The organism is Asanoa siamensis, assembly GCF_016862555.1.
In the GTDB taxonomy this organism is placed as follows: Bacteria; Actinomycetota; Actinomycetes; order Mycobacteriales; family Micromonosporaceae; genus Asanoa; species Asanoa siamensis.
The window spans coordinates 30,949-46,852 of the sequence record NZ_BONE01000048.1; the positions used below are offsets into that span (position 1 = coordinate 30,949).

Annotated in this window: 12 protein-coding genes; 3 read left to right on the top strand and 9 right to left on the bottom strand. The window is 73.8% G+C overall.

Features of this window, described 5'->3' with window-relative positions; translation table 11 throughout:
- The first annotated feature begins 136 nt into the window (after nt 1-136).
- Nucleotides 137-4,702 (top strand): ATP-dependent helicase, encoded by a 4,566-nt coding sequence (locus Asi02nite_RS26495; RefSeq protein WP_203716655.1) that lies wholly within the window; start codon nt 137-139, stop codon nt 4,700-4,702.
- 118 nt (nt 4,703-4,820) lie between these two features.
- On the opposite strand, the gene Asi02nite_RS26500 is transcribed toward Asi02nite_RS26495, so the two are convergent.
- The 6 genes from Asi02nite_RS26500 to Asi02nite_RS26525 form a co-directional block, all read right to left on the bottom strand.
- On the bottom strand, nt 4,821-5,492 hold the full coding sequence (locus Asi02nite_RS26500; RefSeq protein WP_203716625.1) for an HAD family hydrolase: 672 nt from the start codon (nt 5,490-5,492) through the stop codon (nt 4,821-4,823).
- Nucleotides 5,489-6,289 (bottom strand): alpha/beta hydrolase, encoded by an 801-nt coding sequence (locus Asi02nite_RS26505; RefSeq protein ID WP_239127111.1) that lies wholly within the window; start codon nt 6,287-6,289, stop codon nt 5,489-5,491. Before Asi02nite_RS26505 ends, Asi02nite_RS26500 begins: the two co-directional genes overlap by 4 nt.
- Before the next feature lie 62 nt (nt 6,290-6,351).
- The gene (locus tag Asi02nite_RS26510) at nt 6,352-6,678 is read right to left on the bottom strand and encodes a hypothetical protein (protein ID WP_239127113.1); all 327 of its coding nucleotides are present in this window, start codon (nt 6,676-6,678) and stop codon (nt 6,352-6,354) included.
- Between the two features lie 37 nt (nt 6,679-6,715).
- Nucleotides 6,716-8,884, bottom strand: coding sequence for a bifunctional polysaccharide deacetylase/glycosyltransferase family 2 protein (locus tag Asi02nite_RS26515; protein ID WP_203716626.1), 2,169 nt, complete (start codon nt 8,882-8,884; stop codon nt 6,716-6,718).
- On the bottom strand, nt 8,884-9,156 hold the full coding sequence (locus Asi02nite_RS26520) for a hypothetical protein (protein WP_203716627.1): 273 nt from the start codon (nt 9,154-9,156) through the stop codon (nt 8,884-8,886). The genes Asi02nite_RS26515 and Asi02nite_RS26520 overlap by 1 nt, the downstream gene beginning before the upstream one ends.
- Before the next feature lie 94 nt (nt 9,157-9,250).
- The gene (locus Asi02nite_RS26525) at nt 9,251-11,824 is read right to left on the bottom strand and encodes a DUF4062 domain-containing protein (protein ID WP_203716628.1); all 2,574 of its coding nucleotides are present in this window, start codon (nt 11,822-11,824) and stop codon (nt 9,251-9,253) included.
- 156 nt (nt 11,825-11,980) lie between these two features.
- Here Asi02nite_RS26525 and Asi02nite_RS26530 point away from each other — a divergent pair, with 156 nt between their 5' ends.
- Complete coding sequence (locus Asi02nite_RS26530) at nt 11,981-13,285, top strand: MFS transporter (RefSeq protein ID WP_203716629.1); 1,305 nt, start codon at nt 11,981-11,983, stop codon at nt 13,283-13,285.
- Here the strand turns inward: Asi02nite_RS26530 and Asi02nite_RS26535 are convergent.
- The 3 genes from Asi02nite_RS26535 to Asi02nite_RS26545 are packed head-to-tail and all read right to left on the bottom strand — an operon-like array spanning nt 13,251 to nt 15,516.
- Nucleotides 13,251-14,246 (bottom strand): ABC-2 membrane transporter-related protein, encoded by a 996-nt coding sequence (locus Asi02nite_RS26535; RefSeq protein ID WP_203716630.1) that lies wholly within the window; start codon nt 14,244-14,246, stop codon nt 13,251-13,253. The genes Asi02nite_RS26530 and Asi02nite_RS26535 overlap by 35 nt on opposite strands.
- Nucleotides 14,243-15,127 (bottom strand): ABC transporter ATP-binding protein, encoded by an 885-nt coding sequence (locus Asi02nite_RS26540; RefSeq protein ID WP_203716631.1) that lies wholly within the window; start codon nt 15,125-15,127, stop codon nt 14,243-14,245. Before Asi02nite_RS26540 ends, Asi02nite_RS26535 begins: the two co-directional genes overlap by 4 nt.
- The gene (locus tag Asi02nite_RS26545) at nt 15,124-15,516 is read right to left on the bottom strand and encodes a GntR family transcriptional regulator (protein WP_203716632.1); all 393 of its coding nucleotides are present in this window, start codon (nt 15,514-15,516) and stop codon (nt 15,124-15,126) included. Before Asi02nite_RS26545 ends, Asi02nite_RS26540 begins: the two co-directional genes overlap by 4 nt.
- Nucleotides 15,517-15,665: 149 nt before the next feature.
- On the opposite strand from Asi02nite_RS26545, the gene Asi02nite_RS26550 reads away from it, so the two are divergent.
- Nucleotides 15,666-15,866, top strand: a complete 201-nt coding sequence (locus Asi02nite_RS26550; protein WP_203716633.1) for a DUF3046 domain-containing protein — start codon at nt 15,666-15,668, stop codon at nt 15,864-15,866.
- Nucleotides 15,867-15,904 lie beyond the last annotated feature (38 nt).

The following is a 15,904-nucleotide window of genomic DNA, read 5'->3' on the forward strand; positions in this document are numbered from 1 at the left end:
CGGTGTCTGGCGGGAGCAACGGTCGCGCGCCGCCGCGAACCCGAGCAAACATGCCGTAACGCGCCCTTTGTCCGCTTCTCTGACCGCGCCCCGTGTTTCTGTCGTACCTGTCGGGCAGGATTGCTGCGTGGACGTGATGGAGCAGTTCTCGCCGGCGACCAGGGAGTGGTTCGCCGCCGCCTTCGCCGCGCCCACCGATGCCCAGGCTGGCGCCTGGAAGGCGGTGGGTGCCGGCCGCAACGCCCTGGTCGTGGCCCCCACCGGGTCCGGCAAGACGCTCGCGGCCTTCCTCTGGTCGCTCGACCGGCTGGCCCGCGAGCCGCTACCGGCCGAGCGCACGCAGCGCTGTCGGGTCCTCTACGTCAGCCCGCTCAAGGCGCTCGCCGTCGACGTCGAGCGCAACCTGCGCGCGCCGCTGACCGGCATCCGGCATGCCGCCGGGCGACTAGGCCTGCCGCCACCGGACATCACGGTCGGCATGCGTACGGGTGACACGCCCGCTGACGAGCGGCGCGCGTTCGCCCGCACGCCGCCCGACATCCTGATCACGACGCCGGAGTCGCTGTTCCTGCTGCTCACCTCGGCGGCGCGCGACTCGCTGCGCGGCATCGAGACCGTGATCGTCGACGAGGTGCACGCGGTCGCCGCCACCAAGCGCGGCGCCCACCTGGCGCTCTCGCTCGAGCGGCTCGACGAGCTGCTGCCCAAGCCCGCCCAGCGGATTGGGCTGTCCGCGACCGTGCGGCCGGTCGACGAGGTGGCCCAGTTCCTCGGCGGCGCGCAGGCGGTCGACGTCGTGCGGCCGGTGACCGCCAAGACGATCGAGGTCAGCGTCCAGGTCCCCGTCGAGGACATGACGCGCCTCGACGAGGTCGAGGAGCCCGGCGAGGGCGACGAGCTGGGCACGCCCCGGCGGGCGTCGATCTGGCCGGCGGTCGAGGAGCGGGTCTACGACCTGATCACCCGGCACCGGTCGACGATCGTGTTCACCAACTCCAGACGCAGCGCCGAGCGGCTCTGCGCCCGGCTCAACGAGCTGGCCGAGGAGGCGGTCGAGGAGATCGCCGCGGGCGGGTCGGCGCGACTACCCGCCGAGATCATGGCGCAGTCCGGGGCCGCTTCCGGTGCCGCGCCGGTGATCGCGCGCGCCCACCACGGCAGCGTGTCGCGCGAGGAGCGGAAAAACACGGAAGAGGCGCTGAAGTCGGGCGTCCTGCCGGCCGTGGTCGCGACTTCCAGCCTGGAGCTGGGCATCGACATGGGCGCGGTCGACCTGGTGATCCAGATCGAGGCGCCGCCGTCGGTGGCCGCGGGGCTGCAGCGCGTCGGCCGGGCCGGCCACCAGGTCGGCGCGGTCTCCCGGGGTGTGGTCTTCCCGAAGCACCGCGGTGACCTGGTCTCCTGCGCGGTGGTCGCCGAGCGGATGGGCGAGGGGGCGATCGAGGAGCTGCGCTACCCGCGCAACCCGCTCGACGTGCTGGCGCAGCAGGTCGTCGCGATGGTGGCGCTCGACCCGTGGGCGCTCGGCGACCTCGCCGTGCTGGTCCGGCGGGCGGCACCGTTCGCCGAGCTACCCGACTCGGCGCTGCACGCGGTGCTCGACATGCTCTCAGGGCGCTACCCGTCGACCGCGTTCGCCGAGCTGCGCCCGCGGCTCGTCTGGGACCGGGCGACCGACCAGCTCACCGGCCGGCCCGGCGCCCAGCGGCTGGCCGTGACCAGCGGCGGCACGATCCCCGACCGCGGCCTGTTCGGCGTGTTCCTCGCCGGGGCCGAGCGTGCGGCCCGGGTCGGCGAGCTCGACGAGGAGATGGTCTACGAGTCCCGGGTCGGCGACGTCTTCCTGCTCGGCTCGACGTCGTGGCGCATCGAGGACATCACCCCCGACCGGGTGCTGGTCTCGCCCGCGCCGGGTCAGCCGGCCCGCATGCCGTTCTGGAAGGGCGACCAGATCGGCCGTCCGGTCGAGCTGGGCCGGGCGATCGGCACGCGCCTGCGCACGCTGGTCAAGCAGGACGAAGACGCGGCCGTCGGCGCCTTGAAGGCGGGCGGGCTCGACGACTGGGCGGCCAGCAACCTCATCGCCTACCTGCGCGAGCAGCGCGAGGCGACCCGCTCGCTGCCCGACGACCGCACGGTGGTCGTCGAGCGTTTCCGCGACGAGCTGGGCGACTGGCGGATGGCCGTCCACTGTGTCCTCGGGGCCCGGGTCAACGGGCCGTGGGCGCTGGCGGTGGGCCAGCGACTGGCGGAGCGCTACGGCGTCGACGCACAGGTGATGCCCTCCGACGACGGGATCGTCGTGCGGCTGCCCGACACAGCCGACGAGCCGCCGGGTGCCGACGTGGTGGCGTTCGACCCCGAGGAGATCGCGCAGATCGTCGAGGAGGCGGTCGGCGGCTCGGCGCTGTTCGCCGCCCGGTTCCGGGAGTGCGCGGCCCGCGCGCTGCTGTTGCCGCGCCGCGACCCGCGCCGCCGGCAGCCGCTCTGGCAGCAGCGCCAGCGCTCGGCGCAACTGCTCGACGTGGCCCGCGAGTACGCCGACTTCCCGATCACGCTCGAGGCCGCCCGCGAGTGCCTGCAGGACGTCTTCGACGTGCCCGGCCTGGCCGGGTTGATGCGCGACCTGGCCGCCCGCAAGGTGCGCCTGGTCGAGGTCGAGACCCAGCGGCCGTCGCCGTTCGCCCGGTCGCTGCTGTTCGGCTACGTGGGCGCTTTCCTCTACGAGGGCGACGCGCCGCTGGCCGAGCGCCGGGCCGCCGCGCTGGCCCTCGACTCGGCGCTGCTCGGCGAGTTGCTCGGCCGCGTCGACCTGCGTGAGCTGCTGGAGCCCGCGGTGGTCGCCGAGACCGAGCGGCAGTTGCAGTGGCTGACGCCCGAGCGGCAGCCGCGCGACGCGGAAGACGTGGCCGAGTTGCTCCGCCTGCTCGGCGACCTGTCGCCCGACGACCTGACCCGGCGGGGCGCCTCGGTCGACTGGGCCACGGAGTTGGTGGCCGCCCGCCGGGCCCTGCTCGTGCGGATCGCGGGCGAGGAACGGTTCATCGGCATCGAGGACGCGGGGCGCATGCGCGACGCCCTCGGTGTGGCGCTGCCGGTCGGGGTGGCCGAGGCCCACCTGGAGCCGGTCGCCGATCCGCTCGGTGACCTGGTCGCGCGCTATGCCCGCACGCACGGCCCGTTCGCGGCGACCACCTGCGCGGCGCGATTCGGGCTGGGCGTCTACGTGGTCGAGCAGTCGCTGCGGCGGCTGGCCGCCACCGGCCGGGTGGTCTCGGGTGAGTTCTCGCCGGGCGGCGCCGGCAGCGAGTGGTGCGACGCCGAGGTGCTGCGGATGCTGCGGCGGCGGTCGCTGGCCGCGCTGCGTCGCGAGATCGAGCCGGTCCCGCCGCGGGTGCTGGCCACCTTCCTGCCGCGCTGGCAGCAGGTCGGTTCGTCGGCCCGCGGGGTCGAGGCGGTCGAGGCCGCGATCGAGCAGCTGCAGGGCCTCGCGGTGCCGGCCTCGGCGCTGGAGCGGCTGGTGCTGCCGGCGCGGGTGGCCGACTACCAGCCGGGCTACCTCGACGAGCTGTGCGCGAGCGGCGAGGTCGTCTGGGCGGGCAGCGGCGCCATCTCGGGCGGCGACGGGTGGGTCACCCTGGCCTACGCCGACTCCGCGCCGCTGCTGCTGCCGCTGCCCGACGAGGCGCTGGCGTTGACGCCGCTGCACACCGCGGTGCTCGACGCGCTCGCCGACGGCCAGGCCCTGTTCTTCCGTACGCTCTCCGACCGGGTCGGCTCCACCGACGACGCCGACCTGGTCGCGGCCGTGTGGGACCTGGTCTGGGCGGGTCACCTCACCAACGACACGCTGGCGCCGCTGCGCTCGGTCCTGGGCGCAGGCGGCGCCCACCGGTCGCGGCCGAGTGCGCCGCGCACCCGCTACCGCCGCCCCGGCGGTCGGGCCGCGATGCCGACCCGCACGGGTCCGCCGACGGTCGCGGGCCGCTGGTCCCGGCTGCCGGAGCGCGACACCGACCCGACCAGGCGCGCGGCCACGACGGCCGAGGTGCTCCTCGAACGCCACGGCGTGGTCACCCGCGGCGTGGCCGCGGCCGAGAGCGTGACCGGCGGCTTCGCGGCGGTCTACCCGGTGCTGGCGGCGTTGGAGGAGCGCGGCGCGGCCCGCCGGGGCTACTTCGTCGAGGGTCTGGGGGCGGCCCAGTTCGCCGTGCCCGGCGCGGTCGACCGCCTGCGCGCCATCGCGGACCGCAACGACCGCGTGGAGGCGGTCGAGGAGCCCCCGGGCCGCGGCCGCGCCCGCGGCGGCTTCGCCCTGGTCCTGGCGGCCACGGACCCGGCCAACCCGTTCGGCGCCGCCCTACCGTGGCCGGACCGCGCGATCGACTCGGGCGAAGGCCAGCCGGGCGCGACCCCGGGCCACCGCGCGGGCCGCAAGGCGGGCGCACTGGTGGTCCTGGTGGGCGGCGAGCTGATCCTCTACGTCGAACGCGGCGGCCGGACCCTCCTGTCCTTCACCGACGACGCGGAGGCGCTGGCTTCGGCGGCCAAGGCACTGGCCGACGCGGTGCATACGGGGGCGTTGGGGGCACTGTCGGTCGAACGGGCTGACGGCGAGGGCGTCTACGCGTCGCCGCTGCGCGACGCGCTGACGTCGGCGGGGTTCCGGGCGACACCGCGCGGCCTACGACTACGCGGGTGACGAGGCGGAACCGCGGATCGGCTCGAACGCCCGACGCCGGTAAGCGGCCGGCGACCGGGAGGCGGTCGGGCACCCGTTCGGCTGACTGTCGCTCTGCTGCGGTCGGTGCGTAGTCCGATCAGGCCGTTGGCGGCTGAGGAGTCAACGTCGGGCCGTCGACGAGGGCGCGGCCCAGGGCATACGCGCCGAGGAGATCGTCGCCCGCGTAGGCCACCGCCGCCAAATGGGCGACGTGGGCGTCCGCGTTGACCGCCACCGTGTTGCCGCCGAGATGGGCGAAGAGCGGTGCGTCCGATATGGAGTCTCCATAAGCGACACACCGCGACCGGGGCAAGCCGTGCCGGGCCAGCAGCTCCTCGACGACCCGGACCTTGTCCGCCGGCGTCAGGATGCCCGCCGGGTCCACCGGTGTCGCGAACGGCACCGCCGGGAAGCGGGACGCGACCACCTCGTCGACGCCCTCCTCCAGCAGCAGCCGGGCGAAGAAGTCCGGGGACATCGTGATCACCGCCGACCGCTCACCCCGCGCCCGGATGTCGGCGCACACCTCGCGGATCCCGGACAACCACGGGCTTCCGGCATACACCGCGGCCACCAACTCGACCGTCAGCGCGTGCCAGAGCCGGCGCACACCACGGGCGAAGCCCACCGTGTCGATCTCGCCCGCCATGAACGCCGCCTCCAGCGCGGCTACCTGGTCGACCGTGCCCGTCGCCGCGGCGATCTGCAGGCTGGCCGACGAGCCGCGCAGCAGCGTGCCGTCCATGTCGAAGACATGGAGGACCGTCATGACAGCATCTCCCGCGCCGCGGCCAGGAAACGGTCCTCGGCGGCCGCCGACTCGGGCGAGGTGTCGCGCGCCGTCGGGAAGTCGTGCAGCAGGCCGGCCTCACGCCAGTGCCGCACCGGTACGCCCGCCGACGCCAACCGGGCCGCGTACGCCTCGCCCTCGTCCCGCAAAGGATCGTGCTCGGCGGTGACGATCAGCGCCGGCGGCTGCGCCGCCACGTCCGCCACCAGCAGGTTCACCGCCGCCGACGAGCGGATCGACGCGTCGGGCAGCCACCAACCGATCCACCGGCGCAGCACGTCGGGGTCCAGGAACGGGTTGTCGGCCTCCGACCGCACACTCGGCGAGCTCAGCGTCGGGTCGGCGTTCGGGCAGACGAGCACCTGCGCCACCAGGCCGGGTACGCGCAACGCGACCAGCGCCGCCACCATGCCGCCGGACGAGTCGCCGGCCACCGCGAGCGGCAACCCGCCGCCGGCCAACGACGTCAGCACCGCCTCCGCGTCGTCGATCGCGGCCGGCCACGGATGCTCCGGCGCCCGCCGGTAGTCGACCGCGACCACGGTCGCGCCCGTCGCCGCCGCGAGCCGCCGGCACTGCGGATCGTGCGTGTCCAGGTCGCCGATGACGAAGCCGCCGCCGTGGAAGTAGGCGACCACCGAGGCGGCGTCCGGCTGGTAGACCCGCACCGGGACGCCACCCAGGAGGCGGTCCACAGCGGGCATCGACGGCCCGGGCCGGCGCGCGGCCGCCCGGGCCCGGGCACCTTCCCGGAGTGCGGTGATCTCCTCGGCCATCGTCCCAGCCTAGGTCCCGCCCGGCGGCCCGGCCCAACAAGATCAAAGCCAGCCAAAGATACTCAGCCGCCCGTGAACGCTTCCTCCGCCTCGCGGTCCAGATCGGTCAGCGCCCGCTCCGCGATCTCCGCGAGCGCCGGCTCCTCGAGCCCGTCCGCCGCCAACGTCAGCACGGCGACGGCACCGCCGGCCGGCTCGTCCTGCACCACCAGGTCCGCCTGCCACACGCCGCCGACCTGGTGCCAGCTCGCGGACAGCCCCGGCGCCATCCGGGGCGCGGTGCGGTGCAGCGCCTCGGGCAGCCACGCCGACGCGCGCGCGGGATCCGTGGCCGTGTTGTACACGACCTCCGGCTCGGCCGACATACCCAGCTCACGACGTACGCCCATGCCTCAAGCCCTACCCACCGCGGAGAGGGCGAAACGGTCAGGTGGCCGAGGCCGCGACCTCGCCACTGCGCCGCAGGTGTTGCCAGCGCAACAGGCCGCCGGTGAGCGCCGTGGCCGCGGCGTGCACGAGCACCAGGTACATCACCTGGCGGTAGACGAGTTGCTGGAAGGGGAGCGCCCAGAGTGGTCGCAGCGGCTCGCGGTCGAGCCGGAACGCCAGGACCGCGGTGATCACCTGGATCACCAGCACCGCGAGCCAGGCGACCAGCGCCTCGACCCGGTCGAGGAAGAACACGCCGTAGACGGCGACGATGTCCAGCACGGGGGCGAGCAGCGGCAGGACCACCGAGAACAGCGCGATGAACGGCAGCCCGCGCCGGCCGAACCGGCCCGAGGCCCCGCGCTCGCGCAGCGCCCGGCGGTGCCGCCACATCGCCTGCATCGTGCCGTAGCTCCACCGGTACCGCTGCCGCCACAGCTCCGGCAGCGTGCTCGGCGCCTCGGTGCGGGCCAGCGCGGTCTCCTCGTACACCACCTGGAACCCGGCCCGGTGGATCGCCATCGTCAGGTCGGTGTCCTCGGCCAGCGTGGCCCGGCTCAGCCCGCCCGCCGCCAGCACCGCCTCGCGCCGGAAGCCGCCCAGCGCACCCGGGATCGTCGGCATGCAGTGCAGCGTGTCGTAGAGCCGCCGGTCGAGGTTGAACCCGATCACGTACTCGATGTGCTGCCAGCGCCCGATGATCCGGCGCCGGTTGCCCACCTTGACGTTGCCGGCGACCGCGCCCACCGCGGGGTCGGCGAACGGCTGCACCAGCCGGTGGATCGCGTCGCGCTCGACGACGGTGTCGGCGTCGACCATCACCAGCAGGTCGTGCCGGGCCAGCGCGACACCGGCGTTCAGCGCCGCCGCCTTCCCGCCGCCGGGCACCCGGACCACCCGCACGTTGGGCAGGCCGAGCGCCTCCACCTCCTCGGCCGTGCCGTCGTCGGACTCGTCGTCGACGACCAGCACCTCGACCTCCGGATGGGTGCCGGTGGCGAGGCTGCGTACCGCGGCGGCGATGGTCTTGACCTCGTTGTACGCCGGCACGATCACCGTGACCGGCGCGTTCACCTCGGGCCCCCACGACCAGGTGCGGGCGCGGCGCCGGCGGGCGTGGCGGAGGGCGAAACCGAAGAGCACGAGGGTACGGGCCAGCGTCAGCGTCCCGACCAGCAACAGCAGCACCCAGAGCAACCGCCCGGTGCCGTCGGCGATCTTGACCGCCCAGACCAGCAGGCCGCCGCGCACCTGGTCGCCCGTGGAAGCGTGGCCCGCCGCCAGACCCGGCGCCGCACCGCCGAACGCACCCTCCACAGTGGTGAAGCGGTAGCCCTGCGCGCGCATCGCGGGGATGAACGTGTCGAGCGCCGCCACCGTCTGTGACCGGTCGCCGCCCGCGTCGTGCATCAGCACCACCGCGCCGTGCCCGTCCTCCGGTGTCGAACTGCGCACGATCGCGTCGACGCCCGGCCGGGCCCAGTCCCGGCTGTCGGTGTCGTCGAAGACCGAGACCATGTCCTGACCGCCCGCCGCGCGGACCACCGACCAGTGCTTGTCGTCGAGCGAGTCCACTCCGCTGGAGTACGGCAGCCGCAGCAGCGGAGTCGTCACGCCGGCGGCGTACGCGATGGCCGACCGGGTCTGGCTCAGCTCGAGCCGTTGCCGCCAGCCGGACAGCCCGGCGAGGTCGGGGTGGGTGAACGTGTGCGCGCCGACCTCGTGCCCCTCGCGCACCATCCGCTCCACGAACTCCGGGTAGCGGCTGGTCTGCGAGCCCAGGACGAAGAACGTGGCCGGGACGCCGTGCTTGTGCAGCACGTCCAGCACCTGCGGGGTCCACAGTGGATCAGGACCGTCGTCGAAGGTGAGTACGATCGTGCGGTCCGGGACCCGGTGGGCGACGGCCCGGCCGTCCCGGGCGTCGACCACCGGGCCGCCCTCGCGGACCGCCGCCGGCACTCCGCTCTGCCGTCCCGGCTCGCCCTCGTTGTCGGGCGCGAAGCGCGAGTTCGCGTACGCGCCGATCGCGAGCAGGTTGGCCAGCACCAGCGTGCCGATGCCGGCGAGGATCCATCGCCGCCCGGAGAACCGGGACCGTCCGGGCTCGGGCAGGACGACGTGCTGCGTGTCGCCGATGCGCTGGCCCCCTCGCCAGGTGCCCATCAGCCGATCTCCACCACCTGGGTGAGCCAGAGCAGGGCGAGCAGCGCGAGGACGAGCAGCGAGACGGCGTACAGCGTCCACCGTAGGCGCCGGCCGCGGCGGCCGCTGTGGTCGACGAAGATGGCCTGCGTGGCGTCCGGGAGACGGATGACCCGGGTGCCGACGTCCGGTTTGTCGACCCGGGCCCGCACGGTGTGGCGGGTCGAGGGCCGCGGGGCGTCCAGCCGGACCGGGTCGGCGGTTCGCGCGCGACCTACGAAACGCTTGGCCATGGCGAAAGCGTAGGTTTCTCACCCGACCTTCGCATGATCAACTAACGGACGAGCACTGCGGAAAGGTCGCTGTGACGCTGACGACCTGACGGGGTCAGGTCGCCAACGCTTCGGCCACCGCCCGATCAAGGCCCAGCGCCGCGCCCTGCCGGCGGGCCCGGTCGAACGTCGCGTTCCCCAGCTTGCGGCGCAGCGAGTCCTCGTCCGGGCCGTCGTCCGGCCACGACAGCACGTACGCGCCGAGCCACGTCGCCCCCGACGGCGTCTGCAGGGCCGCGGCCGCCGCGGCCAGCCGCACCGCCCGCTCCGGCTCGCCCAGCCGGGCGTCCAGATCGCCCAGCGCCGCGATGAACAGCGGCGGGCTGTTGGTGTCGCCCTTGCCGTAGGCCGCCGACAACCCGTCGGCCAGGTAGTCGTGTGCTTCGGCGAAGTCGCCCCGGGCCATCGAGTTGAGCGCCAGGCTGTAGAGCGCCACCGAGGTGCCCACCGAGTCGTCGGCCTGCTGCGCGGCGACCAGCGCCTCGTGGAACTCGTCCGCCGCCCCGTCGTGGTCGTCCTCCAGCATCGCGATCGTGCCGAGCCGGCTGTGGTGGACGCTCGTCTGCCAGTCGTCGCCGATCTGCGCGGACAGCCGGCTGGCCTCCTCGATCAGCGGCCGCGCCCGGTCGAAGTCGTACTGGATGATCGCGAGGTGGCCCAGCGGCCCGGCGGCGCGGGCGATGCCCTCCATGTCGCCGACCTCGCGCAGGATCAGCAGGGCCCGCTCCAGCCGGGGCCCGCCGCGGGCGAGGTCACCGCTGGCCAGCGACATCGTCCCCGCCGAGAGCAGCGCGCGGCCGTACCCGCGGCGGGACAGGTATTCGCTCATCTCGAAGATCCGGGTCAGGTAGCGCAGCGCCTCGTCGATGTGCCCGTGCAGCCACCAGAACACCCAGATCGCCTCGGCCAGCCGCAGCGCGGACTCGGGGTCGTGGCGGTCCAGGAACCAGGTCATCGCCGCGGTCAGGTTGTCGTGCTCGGTCTCGAGCCGGTCCAGCAGCCCGGTCTCGGCCAGCCGGTTCAGGCTCGACTCCGCCGTCAGCGCCAGGTCGAGGTAGTGGGCGGCGTGGGCCTGGTGCGCGGGATCCCAGTCGGGCCCGTCGCGGAGCTGGTCGAGGGCGAACTGGCGGATGCTGTCGAGCATCCGGAACCGGGTCTCGTCGGCCGGCTTGCTCACCTGGCGCACCAGGCTGCTCTGCACCAGCCCGTCGAGCGAGTCCACGACGTCGTCGTCCGCGCCCGCGCCGACCGCTTCCGCCGCGTCGAGGGTGAAGCCGCCCGTGAACACCGCGAGCCGGCGGAAGAGCCGGCGCTCGCTGAAGCTGAGCAGGTCGTAGCTCCAGCCGACGGTGTCACGCAGGGTGCGCTGCCGGTCGGGCAGGTCGCGCGCACCGCCGGTGAGCAGCTCCAACGGCCGGCCGAGGCGCTGCAGGATCGCGGCCGGCGGCAGCACGCGGATCTTCGCGGCGGCCAGCTCGATCGCCAGCGGGAGCCCTTCCAGCCGCCGGCAGATCTCGACGACGGCCGGCAGGTTCTCCTCGTTGAGGCTGAACGCGCCCGAAGCGGCCCGGGCGCGGTCGACGAAGAGCCGCACCGAGCCGTAGTGGCCGACCACGTCCAGCGTGATGTCCCGGTCGGGGATCGCCAGCGGCTCCAGCGCGAACGCGTGCTCGCCGCTGATCCGGATGGGGGAGCGGCTGGTCACGAGCGCGGTCACGCCCGCCGCGCCGGCCAGGATGTCGGCGACCACCGGTGCGGCCTCCGCGACGTGCTCGAAGTTGTCGACCACGAGCAACATCTGGCGGGTACGCAGGAACGCCACGATGTCGGCCAGCGGGCGCCAGGTGCTCGACGTGCGCAGCCCGAGCGCGCGGGCGATCGCGTCGACGACCAGGTCGGGGGTGTTGACGGTGGACAGCTCCACATAGCCGATGCCGTCCGGGAACAGCCGCCGCAGCCGCTCGGCGAGGTCGGTGGCGAGCCGGGTCTTGCCGACCCCGCCGGGCCCGGTCAGGGTGACCAGGCGCACGTCCTCGTCCGTGAGCAGCTCCGTCAGCGCGGCGATCTCGAGGTCGCGGTCGAACATCTGCGTACGCGCGACCGGGATCGCCGCCGGCGGCGCGGTCTCGGGCCCTACCCCGCTTTCCTGGAACCGCTCGGTGAGCAGCACCGCGATGTCGTGCTCGACCAGCCGGCGCAGCTCGCGGGCGTCGGAGAAGCGGCGGAACGAGACGTCGGCGCTCGACTCGATGTCCTCGATCAGCGCGGCCAGCCGCGGGTCCCGCCGGGGTGCCGGCGTCTTGACGTAGATCAGCCGGGGCATGTCCGAGGCCAGCCGGTACTCGTCCTCGATGCCGGACAGCGACGCCCCCGGGGCGATCCAGCCGTAGTCCTCGCCGTACACCCCGATGAAGACGTGGCTCTGCGCGATGTCGGCGCGGTAGACGTCGCGCGGCGCGTGGGGCCGGCCACAGTCCTCGCACATCACCGGCGCCAGGTGCAGCCGGCGCACGGCCTCGCTGACGGCCGTCCGCTCGATCGAGAGCTCATCGAGCGTGGAGCTGACGAACACCCGCAACCGCTGGTCCGGAGTCTGGATCAGCTCGGACGGCGTGGTAGGGGTCGACACCTCGACACGGTACGCCGCGGGCGTGCGCGCTGTGGTCGCCCGCGCCCCGAGCGGGGTGTGAGCAGCGTGACAAAGCGGGTCAGGCCTCGCCGGGTAAGGCGGTGTTGTCCGGTCAGTCCCTTACGGTGCCGGGTGTCGGCCGTTAACCTGCCGCTCATGGATGTCTCGGCCGTTCAGCGGCGCACGCTCCGGCTGCTGTTCGGCACGCAGATCCTGGCCGGGATCGGCACCACTGTCGGGATCGCGGTCGGCGCGCTGCTGGCCGCCCGGATCGGCGGCACCGCCGTCTCCGGCGTCGCCTCCAGCGCCCTGGTCATCGGCGCCGCCGCCCTGGCCATCCCGATCAGCAAGATCACGACAGCGTACGGGCGGCGCAGCGGCCTGGTCACCGCGTACGCCGTCGGGGTCGTCGGTGCCGTCCTGGTCGTGCTCTCCACCGTGACCGGCAACCTGCCGCTGCTGCTGGTCGGGTTCGCCGCCTTCGGCGGTGGGTCGGCCGCCAACCTGCAGGCCAGGTACGCCGCGATCGACCTCGCGACCCCCGACCGCCGCGCCCGCCAACTCGCCGTCGTCGTCTGGGCGACCACCCTCGGCGCCGTCGCGGCTCCCAACCTGACCGCGCTCGCCGACAGCGGCGGGATCCGGCTCGGCCTGCCGGCGCTGGCCGGCCCGTTCGCGGCGAGTGTGCTGGCGTTCACGGTCGCGGCGATCCTGCTGTTCGTGTTCCTGCGGCCCGACCCGTTCCTGACGGCCCGCGCGGTCGCGCCCGCCGCGAGCCTGCCGGGCCGGCCGACCGCCCGCGACGGCTTCCGCGCGGTGTTCGGCAACCAGACCGCCCGCCTCGGCGTCGCCGCCGTCGCGGTCGGCCACCTCGTCATGGTCGGCGTGATGTCGATGACGCCGGTGCACATCGACCAGGAGGGCGGCCACGCCGAGGCCGACGTGCTGCGGATCGTCGGGATCGTGCTCAGTGTGCACATCGTCGGCATGTACGCGTTCTCGCCGCTGATCGGCTGGCTGGCCGACCGGCTGGGCCGTCGCGTGGTGGTCCTCGCGGGCGCCGCGGTGCTGGTCGCCGCGTGCGCGGTGTCCGGCGCGTCCGGCCACTCGACCCCGTGGCTGACGGTCGGCCTGTTGCTGCTGGGCCTGGGCTGGTCGGCCACGATGGTGGCCGGCTCGACCCTGTTGTCCGAGTCCGTCGCCGTCGACGTCCGGGCCGCCGCCCAGGGCCTGTCCGACACGCTGATGGGCGTCGCGGGAGCGGCGGCCGGCGCCCTGAGCGGCGTCGTGGTGGAACTCGCGGGATATCCGGTGCTGACACTGCTGGCCGCTACTGCGGTCATCCCCCTCGTCGCGCTAGCGTTACGCCCGTTGCCCACCGGGCCGGCACCTTCTTCCTCCGGCCCGGTCGGGCACCCCACGGCCGTCAACTCGATCGACGGTGGAGCCACCAGAAGCTGAGCACCGCCAGCGCGGCGGCGAGGGCGACGAAGACGCCGGCTTCGATCCACTGCAGGGTCCAGAACTGGTTGCCCGGGTGGTAGACGACGTCCTGGCGCAGGCCGAGCGTGCCGACCCAGTCGGCGCACGAGCCGTTGGGCATGTCCGGGCCGCACCTCGTCGGGTCCGCGGGACCGGTGAACACCTCGCCGGTCGTGGTGATCGGCCGGTTGGTGATCGTCCAGGCGTCGGCGACCGGGTCGGGCTCGATCAGCATCTCGCCGCTCTGACTGATCATCAGGGCGTCCAGCTTTCCCATGTCGAGCGCCGGGGTCTCGTGCGTCGCGGGCGCCAGGTGGGTGCGCAGCCAGAGCGGCATCGCCGCGACCGCGGCCGCGTACCCGATCAGGGTCGTCGCCATCGCCGGCACCGTCCGGCGGACCAGCATGCCGACGGTGACGCCGAGCATGAAGGCGAAGAGGGCGTACGCGACGGGTACGACGCCGCGGGCTCCGAACACCAGTGGGGTGATCCGGTCGGCGGCGGCGCTGTCGACGCGGCCCGCCCACGCGGTCACCGCCCAGCTCAGCAGGCCGATCGCGGCGGCCGTCGCGGCGCCGACCAGCCCGAGCTTGGTGGCCAGCCAGCGGGTCCGGGTGATCGACTGGGTCCAGGCCACGCGATGCGTACCCGCCTCGATCTCGCGGGCGACCAGCGGCGCGCCCCAGAAGACGCCGATCAGCGGCGGAGCGGCGTACATGACGGCCATGGTCGTGTAATAGATCGTGCCGCTCGCGCTGTTGTGGAACCGCGTGAGGAAGGACTCGACCGTGTCGGCGCAGTCGGTCCGGCAGGCGGCGACGCCGGAGTAGAGGTCGCTCACGCCGCCCGCGCTGATCATCAGCAGGGCGGCGACGACGGCCAGCGCACCCGCGGCGACGACGGCCGGCGTGCGGAACTGGCGCCAGGTGAACCAGATCATCGGGCGGCCTCCAACTCGGGCCGGTGCGCCGCGACGGACCGCGACAGGTAGGCCAGGACCAGCTCCTCGAGGGTGAGCTGTTCGACGGTGAGCGACGGGTCGTCGATCGGCACGACGCTGCGGACGACGAACGTGGACTGCCGGCCGGTGGCGCTGTGCTCGATCACCTCGGCGCCCGCGGGCAGGTCGGCGGCGTCGCGCCGGGCGCCGGTGAGCCGGTAGTGGGTGCCCATGAGCTCGTCGACGTCGCCCGCGACCCGGACCCGGGACGCGGTCAACACGATCAGGTGGTCGCAGACCCGTTCCAGGTCGGAGACGAGATGGGACGAGAGGATCACGCTGGTACGGTGCTCCGCCGTGTGCGCCATCAGCGCGCGCAGGAACTCGCGCCGGGCGATCGGGTCGAGGCTGGCCACCGGCTCGTCGAGGACCAGCAGCTCGGGGCGCTTCGCGATGGCCATGGTCAGGGCCAGTTGGGCGCGCTGGCCGCCGGAGAGCCGGCCGGCCTTCTGCCGCGGGTCGAGGCCGAGCGCGGCGATCCGCTCGCCGGCCACCGCCTGGTCCCACCGCGGGTTGGTGCGGGCGCCGAACCGCAGGTGGTCGGCCACGGTCAGGTTGGCGTACGTGGCTGCGTCCTGCGCCACGAAGCCGACCTTAGCGAGCTGGTCGGGACCGGCGCCGGGGCGACCGCCGAGGACCGTGATCGTGCCGGCGGTCGGTGTCAGCATGCCGACAGCGAGCTGCAGCAGGGTGGTCTTGCCGGCGCCGTTCGGGCCGACGAGGCCGACGACCCGGCCGGCCGGGACGTCCAGGGTGCAGTCGGCCAACGCCTCGCGTCGCCCGTACCTCTTCGTCAGGTTTTCCGCTCGCAGCACCGTCATGCTCGTGCCTCGCTCTCCGACTGGGCGCGGAAGGTGGTGGCGAACAGCGCCTCGATGCTCTCCGGGTCGAGGCCCGCCTTCCTGGCCTTGCGCAGCCAGGCGCGCAGCTCCTCGCGCAGCGGCTCGACGGCGGCGGTCTCCGCGTTGAGGGTGCGGGCGACGAACGTGCCGACCCCGGGACGGGCGCTGACCAGGCCCTCGTACTCCAGCTCCCGGTAGGCCTTGAGCACGGTGTTCGGGTTGATCGCGACCGTGGCGACCACGTCCTTGATCGTCGGGAGCCGGTCACCCTCGCGCAGCAGGCCGAGGCGCAGCGCCTGGCGGACCTGCTGGATGAGCTGCATGTAGGGAGCGACGCCGGAACGACCGTCCAGATGAAACTCGATCATGCCCTTCTCGCATTTCTCTAGTTTCATAGGACTATAGGGTGCGCCGGTGGTGTGGGGTCAAGCTCATGGGGCTGGGGATTAACTGAGAGTCGCCGACCCGGCGTAGGTTGGCTATCCGGTTGTCTTCCTTGACGAGGGGTGCTGGGACTGTGCGGTTGACCGATTTCTGGGCGCGGCTCGAGCAGGCGTTCGGGCCCGGCTACGCGGCCAGCATCGCCAGCGACCAGGTGTTGCCGCAGCTCGGCGGGCGGACCGTCGAGCAGGCGTTGGCCGCGGGCGTGGAGACGGTGGTGGTCTGGCGGGCGGTCGTGGCCGCCTACCCCGACAGGGTGCCGGCCCGGTTGCGGTGAGCGGGTCTTCACGTTCGGCGTGTCGACTCCGCGTAGAA